This window comes from Idiomarina sp. MD25a (genome assembly GCF_001870515.1).
In the GTDB taxonomy this organism is placed as follows: domain Bacteria; phylum Pseudomonadota; class Gammaproteobacteria; order Enterobacterales; family Alteromonadaceae; genus Idiomarina.
This window is the reverse complement of record NZ_MDGT01000002.1, coordinates 187764-208743: the sequence shown is the minus strand read 5'-3', so window position 1 is coordinate 208743 and position 20980 is coordinate 187764. Positions and strand designations below refer to the sequence as shown.

Below are 20980 nucleotides of genomic sequence, written 5' to 3'. Positions count from 1 at the left end.
TGTTTGTTTCTTATATAGTTAAGGGCTACGCATCTATAAAGTAAAACCGATCAGTTTGAACTTCAATTTAACCTTGTCTTAACTGTTACCCACAATCACGGCGGCCTTTTGTTTACGGCCGCCGAATCCAAATGCCTTGTTAAAGGTCGCTATTGGAATCGGCAAATACTGACGTTCGGTCGGTGACTCCCAGGGTAAGGTGTCGTAGTCCGGATCATTGATATAAATAAAGTCATCGTCCGCGGCACAGATCAATACCCAATGGGGCGCACGTATACCATCAAAATGATAGGTTGAGATGAGCGCTAGTACGAGCCGCCCCTCGCCCAAATCAGCTTTCAGCTCAGCAACACCGTAGTCGCACACATCAATAGCAACGCCGTGACGGTTCAGGTAATCGATATCGGCTTGTTGGATTCGTTGCATGACTTCTTTCTTTTGCTCTTGCCGCACTGAGTCAATAAACAGTGCATCGTCGGTATTCACCGCAACGCGTACTGACAACCCGCGCTTGAATGCTGCTCGCGCAAGTCCGTGCGGTCCGCAGCCACCATGACCCGAAGTCATATAAATGGTGGTCGCCTCGCGCCAAATTTCGAGCTCTTCTTGTGAGGCATCAGCGGTCGGACGTCCAAAGTAATCCAGCGCCATCAATAAACTTGCTGGCCCGCAAGTGAACTCCGTCGACTGTGTCATCATGGGCACGTAGCGCTCGGTTGCGCCGACGCTGTTATCCTCACCCAGCTCATAGCGCGGCAATAGTTTTTGCAGTATCAACGCATCCTGCGATTGACTGGCGCTCGGTGGGAAGTAAGCCTCGCGTAGCTCAACTGCACGAAAACCGGCATTAATAAACAACTGTTGTGCGAGTTGGTTAGACGTCGCAACTTCGGTTCGCAAGAATAAGCTGTGTCGCAGATCCGCTCGATCTTCGGCATGTTGAAGTAACTGTTTTCCGAAACCGCTACCACGAAATTGCGGACTTAATACCAGCGCATACAGCCGCGCCAGATTGGTGTTGTTACGGAACAACACCACGTAATAGCCCACCACGCGTTTATCGTTGAGCATGACAAAAAAGTCCGCCGTGTTCGACTCGATAAACCGGCGAAAACTACGCTTGCTGATGGCATCGTCTGGAAAAGTTGCCTTTTCTAATTGCACAACACTATCAAGATGGGTGACATTTGCAGGGACAAGGTTCATCATACCTGTCTGTGGGTATCCTTAACCGGTGTGGGCGTATGCCCAGAAGAATGCAACAGCGCATCGGCTCTTGACTATTATCGTACGATTTTTGCCCGTTTGAAATGATTATTTGTGTATTTTTTAGAGTCTCTACAAAGGGTTAACCATTGAATATACATGCAACCTTGCGGCTATTGGCGTGGCCGTTTCTTTGGATAGGTAGTATTCAACTTGTTTTCGCATTGCTGTCGATGCTGGTCTTTAGGGATAAAACCTTTAGTCAGTTTTTAGATGGTTCCCTGATTTGTTTTGCACTGTCATTGTTGGTTTATTTGCGTTATCGCAAGGGCAATATGGCGCGTTTGTATTATCGCGAGGCGCTCGCCTTTGCCACCATGACATGGTTTTTAATGGGCGTTTTAGGCGCCCTGCCTATCATGTTCATTACTGGCGTCAGCTTTACCGACTCGGTGTTTGAGTCGGTCAGCGCGATGACCACCACAGGTGCCACGATCTTGACCGGGCTCGATCATATGCCCAAAAGCTTCCTGCTATATCGACAGTTTCTGCAGTGGATGGGGGGCTTGGGTATCGTTATTTTCGTGGTCGCTATTTTGCCCATGCTCAACGTCGGTGGTATGCGCTTGCTTAAGGCGGAAACCCCCGGCCCCATTAAAGACGATAAGATTGCTCCTCGTGTCGCCAAAACCAGTCGTTATTTATGGTTAGTTTATTTGTGTTTAACCCTCGCCTGTGCCTTTAGCTATTGGCTTGCCGGCATGAATGCGTTTGATGCCATTGCTCATTCGTTTTCTACTGTATCTACGGGTGGCTTCTCGCCCTATGACGCCAGTATGGGTCATTTTAATAGTCATACGATTTTGGGCGTTGCCGATGTGTTTATGGCGCTCGGTGCTATCAGTTTTGCACTGCATCACAAAAACTTTACCGTACGCTCACTTAAAGGTTACTGGCAGGACGAGGAAACACGCTACTTTATCTTAGCGATTCTCACCATTTCCGCCATTTTAACGGCGATGGCGGTGATCAATCATACCCATCCTTCATTTTGGGTGTCGGTCTCGCAGGCGGTGTTTCACGTCATTTCGTTTATGACCAGTACCGGCTTTGGCGCTGATGATCTATCCGCGTGGCCCGCCGCTACCGCGGGCTTTTTGATTATTGCGAGTTATTTAGGTGGCTGTGCCGGCTCGACCGCAGGCGGTAACAAATTCATCCGTAACATTATTACTTTCCGTGCGATAAAACATCATATGTTGCAGGCAATTCATCCCAGTGCGGTGATTCATGTGCGCTATCAACATAAAGTAGTTCGTACGCCGGTACTCGCCGCGGTCACCAGTTTCATGTTGTTAGTTGCCATTTGCACCATGGTGCTCACGGTTTTACTGATGATGACTGGACTCGACTTTTTTAGTGCCTTTAGTGCTGTCGCTGCATGCATTAACGTACTCGGTCCAGGCTTTGGCGAAGTGTCGAGCAACTTTATTCCCGTTACCGACACGGGGACCTGGCTACTGACCTTTGCCATGATCTTGGGTCGTTTGGAGTACTTTACCGTACTGACCTTGCTATTGCCTAAGTTCTGGCGCGACTAGTTTTCCGCGTAAAACCGCCGATTGGGAGTACCTATTCGGTGGTTTTTCGTGCTAAACTTGCGCGCAAATTTTTTGCCGCTTAGGAACTGCTCGTGAGTAACAACAAACCCTCTTTAAGCTACAAAGACGCAGGCGTTGATATCGACGCTGGCAACGCGCTTGTTGATCGTATTAAAGGTGTCACCAAACGGACCAGCCGCCCCGAAGTGATGGGCAATATTGGTGGTTTCGGTGCATTGTGCGAGATTCCTGAAGGCTACAAAAAGCCGGTATTAGTTTCAGGTACCGATGGCGTGGGCACTAAGCTGCGCTTAGCAATTGATTTAAAACAACACCGCGGCGTGGGCATTGACCTGGTCGCGATGTGTGTCAACGACCTCATTGTACAGGGTGCTGAGCCGCTGTTCTTCCTCGACTATTATGCAACTGGAAAACTCGACGTTGATGTGGCTGCGGACGTGGTGACTGGTATTGGCGATGGTTGCGAGCAGTCAGGTTGTGCATTGATTGGCGGCGAAACGGCAGAAATGCCTGGCATGTATGAGCATGGTGATTTTGATTTAGCGGGTTTCTGTGTGGGTGTTGTCGAAAAGGATGACATCATCGACGGCACTAAAGTCGCCGAGGGTGATGCGCTGATTGCTCTGGCTTCAAGCGGTCCTCACTCCAATGGCTATTCATTAATCCGCAAGATTATTGAAGTCAGCGAAGCAGATTTGGAATCACACCTCGAGAACCGTACGCTCGCTGAACACTTACTCGAGCCGACACGCATTTACGTGAAGTCAGTGTTAGAACTGATTAAGCAAGTGCCTGTACACGCGTTGTCGCATATCACCGGGGGTGGTTTCTGGGAAAATATTCCACGCGTACTGCCAAAAGGCGCTAAAGCCGTTATCGATGGTAACAGCTGGGAATGGCCGGTGATCTTTGACTGGTTAAAAGAAAACGGCAATGTCAGCATGCGCGAAATGTACCGCACCTTCAACTGCGGTGTGGGCATGGTCATCGCGGTACCACACGCTGAAGCAGAGCGTGCTGTTGAACTACTTAACCAGCTTGGCGAAGATGCTTGGGTGATTGGGCGTATCGCAGATGCCGCCGAAAATGACGAGCAAGTTGAGATTTTAGCTGACGAAACCCGCTAGTGGACGGCTCATGAAACGTATTGTAGTGCTGATTTCGGGCACCGGCTCGAACATGCAAGCCATCGTAGATGCTTGCGAAAAACAACAAATTAACGGCGAAGTTGTCGCCGTTATCGCTAACAAAGACACCGCCAAAGGTCTCGAAAAAGCCGCTGAACGCGATATCGCGACCCATGCGTTATCGCATAAGACGTTTGATAGCCGTGAAGCATACGATGCCGAGTTACAGGCGTTAATTGATACTTATCAACCCGACTTGGTGATCTTAGCGGGCTTCATGCGTATTTTGACCGCGGAGTTCACTCGTCACTTTGCCGGTCGCATGTTGAATATTCATCCCTCTTTATTACCTAAGTACAAAGGCGTCAATACTCATCAACGCGCATTAGATGCCGGCGATAAGGAGCACGGTGTTAGTGTTCACTTCGTCACTGAAGAGCTTGATGGCGGCCCGGTGATACTTCAGGCAAAAGTACCAGTCTTTGAGGGTGACACGGCCGATGACTTGCAGGCGCGCGTGCACGAGCAGGAGCACCGTATTTACCCGTTAGTGGTCAAATGGTTTTGTGATGACCGCCTTGTACTCGGTGCACAAGGCGTTGAACTCGATAACCAGCCGCTCGGGCCGCACGGTTACGCGAGCGAGGATTAATCCTCGCTCAACTTCGGATAAGTCACGCCGGTTAATGCCATCGTGGCTTGCTCGTCACCTTCTTTAAACTGCTGCAATTGCACCAGCAAGTAGTTCATTTCAGGCGCGAACCAATAATAGGTCTCGCGCTTTTTATTATCCCGCACACGTTCAACTTTAATGGTGTCCAACTGGCCATAAGGCGTGCTAATAGTCTCTTCACCAATCCGTTGAAAGCGATACGTTTTACTATGGCCCTCTTCATCAATTACTGCATAGCTAAGCGGTTCACGTTCAGCGGCAACATCTAAACGGAGCTTCTCGGCAACCGAACCTTCATCGTATAATGCACCCTGCCAGTTGATGTCTATTGGCTTACCGGATTCCACATTCACTGCTTGATGGGTTTCGGCATCGAAGCTGGCATGAAACGATCGATCTGAGCCTGTGCCCTCGCGCTTATATTGGAAGTCGACTGGAATAAAGCCTTGTTCATCATTCACACGGAACACCGATTCCGTCGTGCGCTCATCGGATAGTATAAACCACGAAATATCGGTATGACCGTACAACTGCCACTCGCCCGCGTTAGTTTGGCTTAAATAGCGCTGTCCGTCTCCATAGTCGCTTCCACCCCGTGTGATGCTGTATTCTGCCTTATAAGGCGCAAGCTCGACGGGCTCTGCCCAAACTGCCATACTGGCACACGATGCAGTGGCTAATACCATTGCGGTCACTAATTTTTTCGCCATCGGAGACTCCTTTTTACACTAACTCCGTATCTATATAACCGCCCTACTGGCAGCTTGCCTGTACACTCTATGACAAAAGATTCAAACAGGTGTTCAAATTTTTCTTGAAAAACATAGCCGTCTGATCTAATTTGCACATATTACTGGTCAGACCTCTAACTTGGAGTGATTTATATGAGTGTCGCACTTTGGATCATCGCAACCCTCTTGGTTGCCGGTGTATTAACTTACAAACGCGCCAGCTTGGTTGCCTTCAGCGCAGGCCTTGTGGCGATGTTTGCGGTTGGCAGCATAGCCGGCATTGTTGGCCCTGTACTTTGGGTCATTCTTGCCGTTATTTTGGTGCCTTTGAATATTACATCAATCCGTCAGAGCTTACTTACTAAGCCTATTCTAACGGCATTTCGCAAAGTAATGCCAGAAATGTCAGACACTGAGCGTGATGCGCTTGAAGCAGGTACCGTTTGGTGGGAAGGCGAAGTATTTGGTGGTGACCCTGATTGGAGCAAGCTACACAACATTCCAAAGGCTGAGTTAAGCGCAGAAGAGAAGGCGTTTTTGGACGGCCCTTGTGAAGAAGTCTGCAAAATGCTCGACGACTGGCAGGTCACGCATGAGCTGACTGACATGCCTGAGCATGTGTGGCAGTACCTGAAAGACAACAAGTTCTTTGCCATGATCATCAAGAAAGAATACGGTGGTCTTGAGTTTTCTGCGTATGCGCAGTCACGCGTTTTACAGAAACTAGCTGGCGTCAGTACGGTATTGGCATCAACCGTGGGTGTACCTAACTCATTAGGTCCAGGCGAATTGTTGCAGCACTATGGTACTAAAGAACAGCAAGATCATTACTTGCCACGCCTTGCTAAAGGCGACGAGATCCCATGCTTTGGCTTGACCAGTCCTGAAGCGGGTTCTGATGCCGGTGCGATTCCTGACTCAGGTGTTATTTGTAAAGGTGAGTGGAACGGCGAAGAAATCGTCGGTATTAAGCTCAACTTCAACAAACGCTATATCACCCTTGCGCCTGTTGCGACTGTGATCGGTCTTGCCTTTAAAATGTACGATCCAGACGGTTTACTGGGCGACAAGAAAGAACTCGGCATTACCTGTGCATTGATTCCACGTGACACGGATGGTGTTGAAATCGGTCGTCGCCACTTCCCGCTTAACGTGCCGTTCCAAAACGGTCCGATTCGCGGCACCGACGTATTCGTACCGCTTGATTACATCATCGGTGGCGCGAAAAACGCAGGTAAAGGCTGGCGTATGCTGGTTGAGTGTTTGTCCGTGGGTCGTTGTATTACTCTACCTTCGAACAGTGCCGGTGGTATTAAACAAATGGCACTGGCAACCGGTGCATACTCACGCATTCGTCGTCAGTTCAAACTGCCTATCGGTAAAATGGAAGGTGTTGAAGAGCCGATGGCACGCATTGGTGGTAACGCCTACTTGATGGATTCAGTAACCACGCTTGCGACTGCAGGTATCGATTTAGGTGAAAAACCGTCGGTTATCTCGGCTATCGCAAAATACCACATGACAGAGAAGCTACGCGCGTGTATGGATGACGCCATGGATATCCACGGCGGTAAAGGTATCTGCTTAGGTCCTAACAACTACTTAGGTCGTGGCTATCAAGGTGTGCCTGTTGCGATTACCGTGGAAGGCGCCAACATTCTTACCCGTAGCATGATGATTTATGGTCAGGGCGCAATCCGTTGCCATCCTTATGTCCTTGAGGAAATGAACGCATCAGCTGAAAGCGGTCCAGAAGCGTTAAACAAATTTGATAAAGCGCTGTTTGGTCACATTGGCTTTGCCGCAAGCAACTTTGTCCGTTCATTATTCTACGGCTTTGGCGGTCACCGCTTAAGCTCAGTGCCCGCGAGCGACTCAAGCAAGCAGTACTATCAGCAAATGAACCGCTTCAGCGCTAACTTAGCCTTGTTGTCGGACGTTGCAATGGGTATGTACGGCGGTAACCTAAAACGTAAAGAGCGTATCTCTGCACGTTTAGGTGACATGCTGAGTTACTTGTTCATTGGCTCTGCAGTACTGAAACGCTTCCATGACCAAGGTCGCTTAAAAGACGATTTACCACTCATGCATTGGGCGATGCAAGATACCTTGTATAAGCTACAAGAAGCGCAAATCGAATTGTTGCGTAACATGGGTGGCGTGGGTACTGCGATGCGCGCTGTCATGTTCCCATTCGGTCGTATTGCACATCGTCCAAGCGATAAAGCCGATCATAAAGTGGCACGCATCCTGATGGAGCCAAACGACGTGCGCACCCGTTTAGGTGAAGGTCAGTTCTTGAGCCCCGAAGGTCACTTTGGGTTCTTAGAAGAAACCTTAGTCAATATGATTAAGTGCGAGCCATTGCACGCGAAGATCTGTAAAGCCGCTGGCGAACGCTTTAGCTTTACCCAGCTCGACGCACTGGCAGAGCGCGGCCTTGAGTTAGGCGTAATTAACGAGGAAGAAGCTGAGTTAATGAAGCGCACTGAGGAAGGTCGATTGCGCACCATTAACGTAGATGACTTTGACCCAGCAGACTTGTTGGCAGGTCAGGCAGCGTTTGATTACGCATTGAAAAACCTGACGGATAAGAAACAAGGTGAAGCTGCTTAAGCAGAGACTCACCGGTTCCTTGCTCGTAAAAAGGCGCTCAATTGAGCGCCTTTTTTTATGCCCTTAATCACGATTAGGCCGCTGACTCCGGCTCTTCGTAACGCATCAACCGGTACGTAACGACAGCAATAATGCCAGTAGAGCCAATTACCCATGCCATCGCATAGTCGGTTAAGCCGCTAACTGAGTTAACGCCCATAGAAACTAAGCCTGCAATTAAAAACTGTAAACTCCCCGTCACCGCTGAGGCAGAGCCTGCACGCTCTTGTTGATTAGCCAGTGCCCCTGCCATGGCATTGGGGAAAACAAGGCCCAGCGTGGAGATGTAGGCGAATAACGGCACTAAAATGCCCCATACCGGTGCTTTTACATAGGCAGCAACCGCCATCCCCACTGAAACGACCGCTAAAATAGGCAAAGATACGTTAAGAATTTTACGTGCCGGGTAATACTTTAACAGCCATCCGTTAAGCTGCGAAAAACCGATGATACCCACCGCATTTGCGCCAAACAGCCAGCTATAAGCTGATGGTGTAAAGTCAAACAGCTCGATGAACATCAATGGAGAGCCTGTGATGTAAGCAAACAAGCCTGCTTGTGCGATGCCACCTGTCAGTGAATAGCGCAGAAAACTGCGATCTTTTAATACGTCCCAATAGGTTCGGCCGCTATGTCGCATACGCACGTCATAGCGACGCCCGCGGGTTTCAGGCAATACGAGATGAATAACAAAGGCGCAAGCAACGCCGAGCACGCTGACAATCCAAAAAATGGCTCGCCAACCAAACCATTCGGTTACATAGTTACCAAACAGTGGTGCCAAAATAGGCGCCACACCCATCACCAAAATCAAAAAGGAAAACACGCGCGCAGAAGCCTGCGGTGTGTAGAGATCTCGCACCACAGCACGGGCAATGACAATCCCCGCACAGGCGCCAATCGCTTGGAAAAAGCGCAGCACGATTAACCATTCGATGTCAGGCGCCCAAGCACAGGCAATGGACGTCACAACGTAGATAGCGAGGCCAATATACAGCGGCTTTTTACGACCAAATTTATCGGTCGCGGTGCCGTAGAGTAACTGACCAATGAACAAGCCAAAAAAGAACGCGCTGAGCGAGAGCTCAACGCGATGTGTATCGGTTTGATAGTCTGCCGCAATTGCCGTAAATGCCGGCAAATACATGTCGATGGAAAGCGGCGCGAAAGCTGTCAGCAACGCAAGAATAATAACTACAAAATCGAAACGTGCTGAATCAGATACGGTAAAGGAATCGCGCTGCGTTCCACTCATGTGTTCACTCCTATTCTTTTGCGGGTACAAACTCCTGCGTAGCAAACTGTGTTGGTCGCTTGAGTTGATCAAATTGGCGCACATAGTCGGCGAAGGCTTGTGCATAGTCGATACCGGTATTGTGGGCTCGACCTCGGTCAGACAAAGTTAAAAAGGTTTTATAGCCACTTTGTCCACCAGCAATGTAACTATTAGTCACCACGCGATAGGTATCCCGTGGTCGTACGGCTTTCCAAGTTTGCTGCTCGTCATCCCACACTTTGATGTCGGAAATACGGTCGCCAAAGCCTTGCTGTAAGTTAATTGAGTACTGAATGTTCGCACCGTAAGGATAGGCACCGATATTATCGTCACCCGTTACGGCAAAATTCAGAGCCTCTTCCAAGACTTGCTTTAACTCAGAACCACTGATCTCGATCGTCATCAACGTATTGCCGTACGGTAATAACTTATATGCATCACCTACGGTAAAGGTACCTGGCTCGATATCGCCACGTGACCCATCACCGTTTTGAATCGCAAAGTCAGCGTCGGGCGCTGCGGCTAAAAAAGATTCGGCAATTAAACGTTGCAAGCCTGAACTTTGTTGTTGCCCACACTCGGCACGACGTGGTGTGCCAATGGGTTGCGTACAAATGCGCTGTGGCACCTTAGCTAAGACTTCATTTGCAAACGCGTCAATCTGTTGTTGGTACGTATCCAACCACGCTTGCTGCTGTGTATCGGGTTCTATGCGCGTAAAAACGCCCGATTGGTCCAACGCATCAAGTACCGGCTGTACGGTCGTTACTGCGCCCGCCTTGGGCTGTACATCAGAGCCAATCAAATAGTGCGGACGCCCCGAGCAACTTGCCACCCGATCACCATCAAAGGTGACGTGTAACTCACCGACTACTTGGCTGTATTTATACGCATGCGCGATACAAACCGGATCGCCTTCCGCGTTGGTCACCTGCGTTGGATAAGCGCCGTCGGCATCGATACCGAACGCGCTAAAATCCCCGAGCAAGGTGTGCGAGTCACCACCAATAATAACATCCACGCCCGGCAACTTGCCCGCGAAGTCGATATCATTTTGGTATTGCACATGCGTTAATAGAATAATCTTTTCAATACCCTGCGCCTGCAGTTCCGCAACGGTGCGCTGAGCAGCGGCTAATTCATCGGTTAACCGTGTGGTTTTATCCGGGTGCGAGGTTTGCATGGTGCGCTGGGCGATCGTTAAACCGACCAGTCCAAGCGACTGCCCATCACGCTGAATAATCGTATAAGGCTGAAAAGAATCCGTTGCCGTTTGCGGTGTTAACGGCGAAACACCAGTTTCGGGTTCAATATTGGCGGACAACTTCGCGGTATTACAGCGCGTCGTTCCAAGCTGATCTAAAAAGGTTTTTAATCCAGCATCCCCGGTATCAAATTCATGATTACCAATGGTGAACGCATCAAAGCACGTATCGTTCATAAAGCGCGCATCGGCGGCGCTGCCCAAGCGTTTGAAAAACACGCTACCGGTAATTGCATCGCCCGCATGTAATGTCAGGACGTTTTGATTGTTCTGTCTAATCTGGTCAATCATCGCCGTCATACGCGGGAAGCCACCCGCTTCGACTTGCCACGCCTGCCCTGCCCAATCAAAGGTTAATTCGCTCGGAGCCAGGTGCGAGTGATGATCGTTGATATGTGCGATAGTCAATTCAAAAGGCTTCGGCGCCGCGGGTTGTTGCGGCGTAGAAGCGCAAGCACCCAACAAGGTGAGTGCCAGCGACGAAATTACAACCTGTTTCATTTTACCAAACCTATTTCGCGTAACCGTTCCATCAGATAGTCATCAGCGGTAATAGGTTCATCTTTTTGTGGATTTTCTTCAGAAATACATGATTCCAACGGTGTAATCATCACATCTGGATTAAAATGCAAAAAGAATGGAATCGAATAACGCGATTTAGCGCTGTAAGGCATCGGAGGGTTCACCACGCGGTGAGTTGTTGACGGCAACTGGTGGTTAGTGAGTCGTTGCAGCATATCACCCACGTTACAAATAATAGCACCTTCAATAATGGTGACCGGCACCCAAGTACCGTCCTTCGCCAATACTTCAAGCCCAGGTTCACGCGAGCCCACCAACAGCGTCAGTACATTGATATCCTCATGCGCGCCGGCGCGCACCGACTGTGTCCCTTCATCGATAATCGGTGGGTAATGCAGCGGACGTAGGATTGAATTACCCAAGTTGACTTTGTCGCGGAAGAAATCTCGCGGCTGGTCTAAAAACACCGCCAACGCATCTAATACCTTGTTGCCTAGTTTATCAAGTTCTTGATAGATCAAGGTCATATCGCGCTTAAACTCTGGCAGTTCCTCGGGCCACACGTTGGGCAGCAACTGTGGATACGGCGGCTCGCCTTCGAGCTCACGTCCCACATGCCAGAACTCTTTTAAATCGACATGTTTTGCATCTTTTGCAATCTCAGTACCAAACGGCGTATAACCCCGTGCACCACCTTCTCCAGGACGGTGATATTTCATTTTCACGTCTTCGGGCAGTGCGAATAGCTCACGGCAAGTATCCAGAGCTCGTTCAATCAACTGTGTATCAACACCATGATTTGTCAGCGCAATAAATCCATATTCTTCATAGCCGTTACCGACATCCTTGGTAAATGCTTGAAAATCTTCGTCGTAACGACGCATATCCACGTGGGGAATCGAGTGATTAGTTGATTGCATGGGTACATCCGTAAATTGTCGAAAAACAGCAAAACAAAAGGCTGTATAGTTTAAAAAGAAACCGCTTTAATCACAAGCGTTGAGGGCTTCACGTACCGGTCTAAAACTGCGTCGATGAATGACACACGGCCCATGTAGCTTCAGTAATTCAAGGTGACGCGCGGTGCCGTAGGCTTTATGGCGATCGAACTCATACTGTGGGTAGGTTTGGTGCCACTCCAGCATTTGTCGATCCCGCTCGACTTTGGCGAGTATCGATGCCGCAGCGATGGTCGGTTCACTGGCGTCACCGCCTACGACAGCGCGTGCTGGCACGACGAGATCGGGTACACGATTGCCATCCACGAGCACCTCAGTCGGAGCTTCTGGCAGCGCTTCCACTGCACGCTTCATCGCCAGCATTGACGCCCACAGAATATTGAGTTGGTCAATTTCGTCGACATCACTTTGCGCAATACTCCAGTAAAGCGCTTTTGCTTTTATCTCTTCACTCAAGCGCTCGCGCTTTTTTGCACTCAACTTCTTAGAGTCATTGAGTCCCTCAATCGGCTGCTCAGGGTCCAAAATAACAGCAGCGGCTACAACAGGTCCCGCGATTGGGCCACGCCCCGCTTCATCTACTCCACAAATCATCGCGTAAAGTCTCTACCTTCGTTTGTTAACACTGTGATAACATTTTCCACAGCATTTTAAATTTAACCATTCTAACTTTAATAAGAGGATACCATGAGCGATTCTGAAACGCCTACGCCTACGGCAAAACAGTCGCCGAATACATTGCTGAATCGGTTCCTAGATGGCATCGAAAAAGTCGGTAATAAGTTACCGGACCCGGCAGTGATGTTTTTTGGCCTACTGATTATTGTCGCCTTTGTTTCGTGGGGACTTTCGTATGTCGACTTTGCCGAACGCCACCCCGTCACCGGTGATGCCATCACCATCACCAATTTATTAGCGAGCGATCAACTGACGTCATTCCTCACGGGGATGGTCAATACCTTTATGACCTTTGCGCCACTCGGTGTGGTCTTAGTTGCCATGTTGGGTGTCGGGGTAGCCGAGCGTTCGGGCTTTATTAACGTAGGTATCAAATTGATGCTGCGTGTTACACCCAAAATGCTGTTAACCCCCATGCTTATTTTGGTTGCAATCGTCAGTCACACTGCTGTAGATGCGGGTTATGTGCTGGTTATCCCGTTAGGTGGTGTTATTTTCTACGCGGCAGGACGTCACCCGTTGGCAGGTATCGCAGCCGCATTTGCCGGTGTCTCAGGGGGCTTTAGCGCGAACTTTGTGCCCTCGGCGATTGACCCCTTACTACAAGGCTTTACCGAGAGCGCTGCACAGATTATTGACCCTTCAGTACAACTGAACCCGCTTAACAACTATGCATTCACAGCGGTGTCTTCATTGGTGGTGGTTGCCATTGGTTGGTTTTTAACGGACAAAGTCATTGAGCCACGCCTTAAAAACGTGCCCATTGATGGCGACCAAGAGGATATGCCGCAGCTTGATGATGTCACACCACAAGATAAAAAAGCGTTTAAGACAGCGGTGATGACCATGCTCGCGGGTGCCGCCCTGCTGACCTATCTTGCAGTCATAGACCAGTCACCACTCGCAGACAGCGAGGGCAATCTTGCCAGTGTGACGGCGCCCATATTTGGCATGATTGTACCGCTGATATTCTTATTCTTCGTGGTACCAGGCATTGTGCACGGCTTTGTCGCGAAAACCTTTACTAACTCACAGGATGTCATCAAAGCGATGTCGACCGCGATGGAAGGTATGGCGTACTACATTGTCATGGCATTCTTCTGCGCACTGTTTATTAAGGCATTCGGGGATTCACAGCTAGGCACGTTGCTATCCGTCAAAGGTGCCACCTTCCTCGCTTCATTAGAGTTATCTGGTGGGGTGACCATGGTGGGTATTGTTTTTCTAGTGGCGTTCATCAACCTGTTTGTTGGCTCATCATCCGCTAAATGGGCGCTTATTTCGCCGATCTTAGTACCGATGTTGATGCAACTCGGTTACTCGCCTGATTTGACGCAGGCCGCCTATCGAGTCGGGGATTCGAGCAGTAATATTATTACGCCGTTATTGCCCTACTTCCCACTGATCGTGTTGTACTGTCAGCGCTATGTTAAGAGTACGGGCATTGGTACCTTAGTATCCATGATGCTACCGTACTCGATTGCGTTACTGGTTATTTGGTCTATTTTCTTGGTTCTTTACTGGACACTCGGCATTCCGCTGGGCTTTGGCTCAAGCTACGCTTACCCAGCAGCCGGCTAATGACCCACGTTCAAGCGGGCGACAGCGTTCACCACGTTGTTCGCCCCTTGATCAATTTCCTCCATAATGGCGCGAATTTCCTGCATCTGTTCTTCGCCGGTTTGGGCGACCTGCTGAATCGCCGCCATATTTTCAGAAATTCGGGCAGAAACGCCCTCACTCATGGTCATCACTTGACTGATCTCAGCGGTTGCCTGCGTTGTCCGGGTAGCCAACTGACGCACTTCATCCGCCACCACAGCAAAGCCTCGCCCATGTTCACCGGCACGCGCTGCCTCAATCGCCGCATTCAGTGCTAACAGGTTGGTTTGATCAGCAAGACCATTAATGGTTTTTACCGTTTCACTGATTTTAACCGACTGCGACTTGAGTTCTTGCACTACTGCATCCGCTTGCTCGCTCCGTTTGACGATATCAGCAGCCGTGTTCGTATTACGTTGAATACCCTTCATCGCATCTTTAACAATATGCGCCGTTTGTAGCGAGGTACTCTGAGCTATTTCAGCCGCTTCTTCAGCTTGCTGTGAAGCAACGGCTTGCTCGGTTATATCGGTCGCAAACTTAATAATCGATTGCACTGTGCCGTTGTCATCTTTAATCGGGTTATAGGTCGCTTCTAAATAAATATTCTCGCCATTTTTGCGAATACGTTTAAACTGACCGGCTTCAAACTGACCCTGACTCAACTTTTGCCAAAAATCAGGGTGTTTTTGATAGAAACTGTCATCACAGAATATTCGATGATGTTTACCCTGAATATCCTCGAGTCGATAACCCATGGTTCGGCAAAAGTTATCATTTGCCCACAACACGTGACCTTGGGTATCAAACTCAATAGCCGCCATCGAGCGGCTAATCGCTTCGGTAATCGAACGTTGTCGATTGAGCTGCTCCACCTCGGCGGTGACATCCGAAGCAATTTTCATAATACGATTCACGCGCCCCTGAGCATCGCGCACGGGAAAGTATGTCGCCTCTAACCACAGTTCCTCACCTGTTGGACGTCGACGCTTAAACCGACCTTTTTTCGCAACCCCCTGAGCAAGATCCCGCCAAAACTGGTGATAGTCGTCCGAGGAGGCAAGCTCGCTATCACAGAATTGCCGATGATGGCGCCCGACGATAGCCTCTAATGAACACTGCATCGCGGCTAAAAATACGCTGTTAGCATCAATGACGTCACCTGCTGGGGTAAAGTCGATGCGTGCGACGTGGTCATCAATTGCGTCAAACGTCGACTGCAGCTGTGAAGCGACTTGCTGTGTCGTCTCAAGTTGTTGTTTTAATTGCCGATTAAACATACTTTCCTCCGGCATTTTAGAGCGTGCACTCTAAAAAGTGTTACTAACAATCCTTGCAACTAAGCGATGAACTTATCTCTTAAGCTTTGGATGGATTAAAGGTGATTTCCCACAAGTGGCCATCTGGGTCTTTAAAGTAGGCACCATAGCAATGCCATGGTTGCCAATGGGGTGGCTTGATGGATTCTGCAAAGGCGTGCATAGCGCGATCAAATAAGGCTTCCACTGCAGCTTCCGATTCCACATTGAGGCTTTGCATCGTGGTACCCATGCAAGGCGAGTGGACGCTATTGATCTCTAGTTGGCGATTAAAGCTTTCGCGTGGCCAAAGTGCAATTTTCACGTTCCCCTGCGGCGAAAAAAATGCCACTTGGGTGTCATCTTCTCGATTACCTTGCAAGCCTTTATTAGGCCAATCAAATACTTGATTGTAAAACTCAAAACTTCGATTGAGGTCATCGACAACCAAAGTGATGACACTTAAATATCCACTCATACGACCTTTTAAACTCCATTTAAACTAAGCTAGGCACTCACCCCAAAGTGCGCTATTCTCCGCGCCAATCACATGATTTGCACTAAGGGGGGATAATGGAAAACGACAAAAAGGCGTTTCTTTATGCACTTTCCGCTGTGTTGCTATGGTCTACGGTAGCAACCGCCTTCAAGATCACGCTTAACTACCTTTCCCCTCTGCAAATGGTGACCGCTGCGAGTACGGTTTCATGCCTCGTGCTGACCTTGGTGGCATTTATTCAACGTAAGCAAGCGCAACTTTTGCTTGAGCTGCGTAGGATGCCGCTCTATTACCTATTAATTGGTGTGCTCAACCCCACCGTTTACTACTTGGTGCTGTTCGAGGCCTACTCGTTGCTTCCCGCTTCGGAGGCTCAACCGCTCAACTATACCTGGGCCATTGCGCTCACATTTATGGCAGCCGTATTACTTAAACAAAAGATTCGTAAGCGGGATTGGTTTGCCAGCGCTCTGGGCTACTTAGGCGTGCTGGTGATTGCAACGCGGGGCGATGTTATAGGACTTTCATTCAGTAATCTAGAAGGCGTTCTTTGGGCGCTACTATCAACCTTTCTCTGGGCCTTGTACTGGATTATCAATACCAAACGTAACGCTGATTCGGTCGTACAGTTAGTACTTGCTTTCGGTTTATCGCTTCCATTCTTGTGGGTTGCATCAGTATGGTTTGACGATTGGAGCGGGATCCCATGGCAAGGCTGGCTGGCAGTAAGCTATGTTGGCTTATTCGAAATGGGGATTACCTTCTTACTGTGGATGAGCGCAATGAAAACTGCGACCAACACATCCCTTATTAGTAATTTGATATTTTTATCGCCGTTTATTTCGCTGATTTTACTCAACCAAATCATTGGTGAAACAATTCATCTGAGCACCATCGCCGGCTTAGTCCTGATTATCTCGGGATTGGTTTTTCAGCGTATTCGCATTAAAAAGAAATCTCTGGGCTGATGGCCATTAAAAAAGGCGCTCTATGGAGCGCCTTTTTACTATCTAGCCTTGTTAGACCATATTTACCAGCATGCTGGTGGGATCTTCAAGAAACTCTTGCCAACGCTTGTTAAAGCGCGCGATGGTGCCGCCATCGATAATACGGTGGTCACCCGACCAGCTCACCGTCATCATCTTACGTGCAACCACTTGACCATCCGCATCAAAACGCGGCAGTTCTTGTACTTTACCTAAAGCGACAATCGCTGCCTCCGGCTTATTAATAATCGGCGTTGCCACCGTGCCACCAATAACACCGATGTTTGAAATGCTGATAGTACCGCCCTTCATGTCCGCTTGCGGCACTTTGCCTTCACGTGCGGCTTGGGTTAGACGTGTCACTTCATTCGCAACATCGATAATACTCTTGTTTTGTACCTGTTTTACGTTAGGTACCAACAAGCCAATTTTGGTATCAACCGCCATGCCGATGTTGTGGTCGTCAAAATAAGTGACTTCCGTGCAATCATCGTTGACCTGTGCATTCATGATAGGGAACTCTTTCAGCGCCAATGACAGCGCCTTGATAAAGAACGGCATCACCGTCAGACGAACACCTTGTTCTTTATATTGCTCTTTGAGTTTTTCCCGCAATGCAATCAAGTTCGTCAGGTCAAACTCGTCCGAGTAAGTGAAGTGCGGAATTGTGCTGACAGAGTTCATCATCTGCTTCGCCATCGCCGCTTTCACACCACGGATTGCTTCGGTACGCGAACCACCGCTCTGCTGTGCAGAAGTAGTCGTTTGCTGTTGCGTACTCGCTTGTGATGCTGACTTATCACCGGCAACAAAGTCTTTAATGTCTTGTTTTAACACCCGACCTTTTTTACCAGAACCTGGCACATCCGCGATGTTAATGCTATTTTCACGCGCTAAACGACGCACCGCAGGACTCGCAACGGCCTTACCTTGACGCGCTGGTTGCGCCGGTTCTGCCCCACCATCAGCCGATTGACTTGGTGTGTTCTTCTGCTGCGCTTGTGCTGAATCTTTAGTCTGCTTGCTTGGCTCAACGCCACCGGCAGGTTGCAGTGCGAATAACGGTTTGTGAACCTCAGCGATATCACCTTTCTTGTGATAAAGCTTAACCACTTTGCCATCTTCTTTAGCCGGGATTTCAACTGTCGCTTTGTCAGTCATGACTTCGACAACGGGCTGATCTTCTTTGACCTCATCGCCTTCGCTGACGAGCCATTCAACAATTTCGCATTCCACGATACCCTCACCGATATCCGGCAGAATGAAATCAGTGGTTTCAGCATCATCCGAAGAAGCAGGTGCGGCATCGTCAGATGCCGGCGCAGCATCATCAGAAGCATCACCTTCGGCGTTGATGCGGAATAACGGCTCGTGAACTTTTGCGATATCACCTTTCTGGTAATACAGCTTCTCAACAACGCCATCATCCTTCGCAGGAATTTCAACCATCGCCTTGTCGGTCATTACTTCAACAACCGGCTGGTCTTCTTTTACGGTATCGCCTTCGGCTACAAGCCATTCAACAATTTCACACTCGACGATGCCTTCACCAATATCCGGCAGAATAAAATCTTTACTCATGACATTGACCCTTAGTAGTTCATCGTGCGTTTAATGGCTTCGTAGATCTTCAGATGATCCGCCATATATTCTTTCTCATGGCACAATGGATAAGGAACATCCAAACCACACACGCGCGCAATCGGCGATTCAAGATACAAGAAGCATTTATCCTGTACTGTCGCTGCGATTTCACTCGCAAAGCCGCTGGTTATCGGCGCTTCTTGGCTGATAACTAAACGTCCCGTTTTCAACACCGACTCAGTGACGGTTTTTACGTCCCACGGCAAAATCGTGCGCAGATCGATTATTTCACATGAAACACCGTCTTTCTCAGCAAGTTCAGCCGCTTTTTCAGTCATTTCCATTTGTGCGCCCCACGCGAGTAGCGTGATGTCAGCGCCTTCTTTAACCACCTCAGCTTGACCGAGAGGAATCGTGTACTCTTCCTCTGGTACATCACCGGTTGAAGCTCGGTATAAGCGCTTAGGCTCCATGAACAGAACCGGGTTGGGGTCAAAGATACTGCTCAGCAATAACCCTTTGGCTTCGTATGGGTTACGTGGCATGACGATTTTTAGGCCCGGCGTATGTGCAAAATAGGCTTCCGGAGATTGCGAGTGATAGTGACCACCTGCAATACCACCGCCATACGGCGTACGAATCGTTAAACCACCGACGTTAAACTCGTTACCTGAGCGATAGCGGAACTTAGCTGATTCGTTAACGATTTGGTCAAACGCTGGGAAGATATAATCGCCGAACTGGATTTCTGCGACGGCGTAGCTGCCTTGTGATGCCAAGCCATTCGCGAAACCAATAATACCCTGCTCAACGAGCGGCGTATTAAAGTTACGGTGTTTACCATATTTCTCGGTTAAGCCTGAGGTCGCGCGGAATACGCCACCGAAGCCGCCAGTATCTTCACCGAAGCTGTATACGTTGTCGTGCTTAGCCATCGCCAGGTCTAAGGCGCTGTTGATGGCTTGTAGTAAATTCATTTTAGCCATTAGTCCAGTCTCCCCGACGTTTTCGGATAGGCATCCGGATATTTGCGAATGTGTTCTTTAAGTTCTTCAAGCTGTTCTTTAAGCAACTCATTCGGTTGGTCGTAAACGTCATTGATAAGTTCATCAATGTGAGGAGCTGGCACTTTCTCGGCCTCTTTCAGTGCTGCTAAAACGCTGGCTTTAACTTTCTCATGCTGACTGGTGATGTGCTCTTCGGTCAACCAACCTTCGTTCAGCATCCACTTTTGCAGACGTTCAAGCGGATCTTTCACTTTCCACTCGTCTTCTTCATCACGTGTACGGTAGCCGGTCGGATCGTCTGAGGTTGAGTGACCCGACATACGATAAGACATCGCCTCGATTAATACAGGCTCGTCTTCTTCAACGGCGAGACGACGTGCTTCTTGGGTTGCTTTCAACACAGCAAACACATCATTACCATCGACACGGATAGTTTTGATGCCGTAACCAATACCACGGGGTGCGATACCATCACCGCCGTATTGCTCACCTTGAGACGGTGTAGAAATCGCATAACCGTTATTTCGACAGAAGAAGATTACCGGCACTTTATAAACTGATGCCATGTTCAGTGCAGCGTGGAAGTCACCTTCAGATGCAGCACCCTCGCCGAAGTAGCAAATAGTACATTTGCCGGTTTTATCCATTTTTTGGCCAAACGCGTAACCGGTCGCCTGTGGAATCTGAGTACCCAGAGGCGAACTGATGGTCATGAAGTTAAGCTCACGACATCCGTAGTGAACCGGCATCTGACGCCCTTTACCAAGATCTTGTTCGTTTGAGAACAACTGGTTCATGAACTGTTCTACGGTAAATCCACGATAAGCCAGCGCGCCTTGCTCACGGTATTGACCCATGATCATGTCGCCTTGATCTAACGCCGCCGCTGAAGCCACGCTTTCAGCTTCTTCGCCACGCGAAGCCAGGTAGAAACTAATACGACCTTGGCGCTGTGCGGCAATCATGCGTTCGTCCAAGGTACGGATGAACAACATAGTGTCATGAATTTTTACGATGAGATCCTTGTCGTACTCTGGCATCTCAACGCCTTTGTGTAAGCTGCCATCTTCTTTCAGAAGCTGGAGCATGGGAATAGTTACTGAGTCACTGTCAAACCACTGTGACTGGGTCACTATCTCTGTATTGTGTTTTTTATCCTTGGCCATAACCTTCTCTTTCGGTTTTAAGCAGGGTGTAAAGTTGCCGCTACTTTACCTTTACGTAAAGTGTCATGCAAACAGCCCACGGGAGAATATCCAGTGGGCCTAGTGTAAATGGAAACGAACAGTTT

The 20980-nt window shown here is 49.1% G+C and carries 17 protein-coding genes; 6 read left to right on the top strand and 11 right to left on the bottom strand.

What is annotated here, in order from left to right; all coding sequences use genetic code 11:
* Positions 1–78: 78 nt before the first annotated feature.
* Complete coding sequence (locus BFR57_RS02290) at positions 79–1209, bottom strand: peptidase C39 family protein (protein ID WP_071462436.1); 1131 nt, start codon at positions 1207–1209, stop codon at positions 79–81.
* 146 nt (positions 1210–1355) lie between these two features.
* Between BFR57_RS02290 and BFR57_RS02285 the strand changes: the two genes are divergently transcribed.
* The 3 genes from BFR57_RS02285 (at position 1356) to purN (ending at position 4607) form a co-directional block, all read left to right on the top strand.
* A complete protein-coding gene (locus tag BFR57_RS02285) occupies positions 1356–2807 on the top strand; it encodes a TrkH family potassium uptake protein (protein WP_071462435.1) in 1452 nt (483 codons plus the stop codon).
* Positions 2808–2899: 92 nt separating this feature from the next.
* Positions 2900–3955 carry a phosphoribosylformylglycinamidine cyclo-ligase gene (gene purM / locus BFR57_RS02280; protein WP_071462434.1) on the top strand — a complete coding sequence of 352 codons (1056 nt, stop codon included), beginning with the start codon at positions 2900–2902 and terminating at the stop codon, positions 3953–3955.
* A 10-nt stretch (positions 3956–3965) separates the two neighbouring features.
* The gene (gene purN / locus BFR57_RS02275) at positions 3966–4607 is read left to right on the top strand and encodes a phosphoribosylglycinamide formyltransferase (protein ID WP_071462433.1); all 642 of its coding nucleotides are present in this window, start codon (positions 3966–3968) and stop codon (positions 4605–4607) included.
* Here purN and BFR57_RS02270 read toward each other — a convergent pair.
* Complete coding sequence (locus tag BFR57_RS02270) at positions 4604–5338, bottom strand: DUF3108 domain-containing protein (protein ID WP_071462432.1); 735 nt, start codon at positions 5336–5338, stop codon at positions 4604–4606. The two genes, purN and BFR57_RS02270, sit on opposite strands and share 4 nt — an antisense overlap.
* Before the next feature lie 174 nt (positions 5339–5512).
* On the opposite strand from BFR57_RS02270, the gene fadE reads away from it, so the two are divergent.
* A complete protein-coding gene (gene fadE, locus BFR57_RS02265; protein WP_071462431.1) occupies positions 5513–7975 on the top strand; it encodes an acyl-CoA dehydrogenase FadE in 2463 nt (820 codons plus the stop codon).
* A 73-nt stretch (positions 7976–8048) separates the two neighbouring features.
* On the opposite strand, the gene BFR57_RS02260 is transcribed toward fadE, so the two are convergent.
* The 4 genes from BFR57_RS02260 to rnhB form a co-directional block, all read right to left on the bottom strand.
* The gene (locus tag BFR57_RS02260) at positions 8049–9269 is read right to left on the bottom strand and encodes a multidrug effflux MFS transporter (RefSeq protein WP_006955698.1); all 1221 of its coding nucleotides are present in this window, start codon (positions 9267–9269) and stop codon (positions 8049–8051) included.
* Between the two features lie 10 nt (positions 9270–9279).
* The gene (locus BFR57_RS02255) at positions 9280–11055 is read right to left on the bottom strand and encodes a 5'-nucleotidase C-terminal domain-containing protein (RefSeq protein WP_071462430.1); all 1776 of its coding nucleotides are present in this window, start codon (positions 11053–11055) and stop codon (positions 9280–9282) included.
* Positions 11052–11996 carry a 2-oxoglutarate and iron-dependent oxygenase domain-containing protein gene (locus BFR57_RS02250; protein WP_071462429.1) on the bottom strand — a complete coding sequence of 315 codons (945 nt, stop codon included), beginning with the start codon at positions 11994–11996 and terminating at the stop codon, positions 11052–11054. The genes BFR57_RS02255 and BFR57_RS02250 overlap by 4 nt, the downstream gene beginning before the upstream one ends.
* 66 nt (positions 11997–12062) lie before the next feature.
* On the bottom strand, positions 12063–12629 hold the full coding sequence (gene rnhB / locus BFR57_RS02245; RefSeq protein ID WP_071462428.1) for a ribonuclease HII: 567 nt from the start codon (positions 12627–12629) through the stop codon (positions 12063–12065).
* 93 nt (positions 12630–12722) lie between these two features.
* Between rnhB and BFR57_RS02240 the strand changes: the two genes are divergently transcribed.
* Positions 12723–14294, top strand: a complete 1572-nt coding sequence (locus BFR57_RS02240) for an AbgT family transporter (RefSeq protein WP_083404995.1) — start codon at positions 12723–12725, stop codon at positions 14292–14294.
* Here BFR57_RS02240 and BFR57_RS12935 read toward each other — a convergent pair.
* Together BFR57_RS12935 and BFR57_RS02230 are read right to left on the bottom strand one after the other, a co-directional pair.
* Positions 14291–15595, bottom strand: coding sequence for a PAS domain-containing methyl-accepting chemotaxis protein (locus BFR57_RS12935; RefSeq protein WP_071462774.1), 1305 nt, complete (start codon positions 15593–15595; stop codon positions 14291–14293). The two genes, BFR57_RS02240 and BFR57_RS12935, sit on opposite strands and share 4 nt — an antisense overlap.
* A 79-nt stretch (positions 15596–15674) precedes the next feature.
* A complete protein-coding gene (locus BFR57_RS02230) occupies positions 15675–16091 on the bottom strand; it encodes a VOC family protein (protein ID WP_071462427.1) in 417 nt (138 codons plus the stop codon).
* A 95-nt stretch (positions 16092–16186) separates the two neighbouring features.
* On the opposite strand from BFR57_RS02230, the gene BFR57_RS02225 reads away from it, so the two are divergent.
* On the top strand, positions 16187–17080 hold the full coding sequence (locus BFR57_RS02225; protein ID WP_071462426.1) for a DMT family transporter: 894 nt from the start codon (positions 16187–16189) through the stop codon (positions 17078–17080).
* Between the two features lie 51 nt (positions 17081–17131).
* On the opposite strand, the gene BFR57_RS02220 is transcribed toward BFR57_RS02225, so the two are convergent.
* Genes BFR57_RS02220 through BFR57_RS02210 form a run of 3 tightly spaced genes read right to left on the bottom strand, consistent with a single transcriptional unit; the run spans position 17132 to position 20855 of the window.
* A complete protein-coding gene (locus BFR57_RS02220) occupies positions 17132–18679 on the bottom strand; it encodes a dihydrolipoyllysine-residue acetyltransferase (RefSeq protein WP_071462425.1) in 1548 nt (515 codons plus the stop codon).
* Between the two features lie 11 nt (positions 18680–18690).
* Positions 18691–19668 carry a transketolase C-terminal domain-containing protein gene (locus BFR57_RS02215; RefSeq protein WP_006955708.1) on the bottom strand — a complete coding sequence of 326 codons (978 nt, stop codon included), beginning with the start codon at positions 19666–19668 and terminating at the stop codon, positions 18691–18693.
* The gene (locus BFR57_RS02210; protein WP_006955709.1) at positions 19668–20855 is read right to left on the bottom strand and encodes a thiamine pyrophosphate-dependent dehydrogenase E1 component subunit alpha; all 1188 of its coding nucleotides are present in this window, start codon (positions 20853–20855) and stop codon (positions 19668–19670) included. The genes BFR57_RS02215 and BFR57_RS02210 overlap by 1 nt, the downstream gene beginning before the upstream one ends.
* Positions 20856–20980 lie beyond the last annotated feature (125 nt).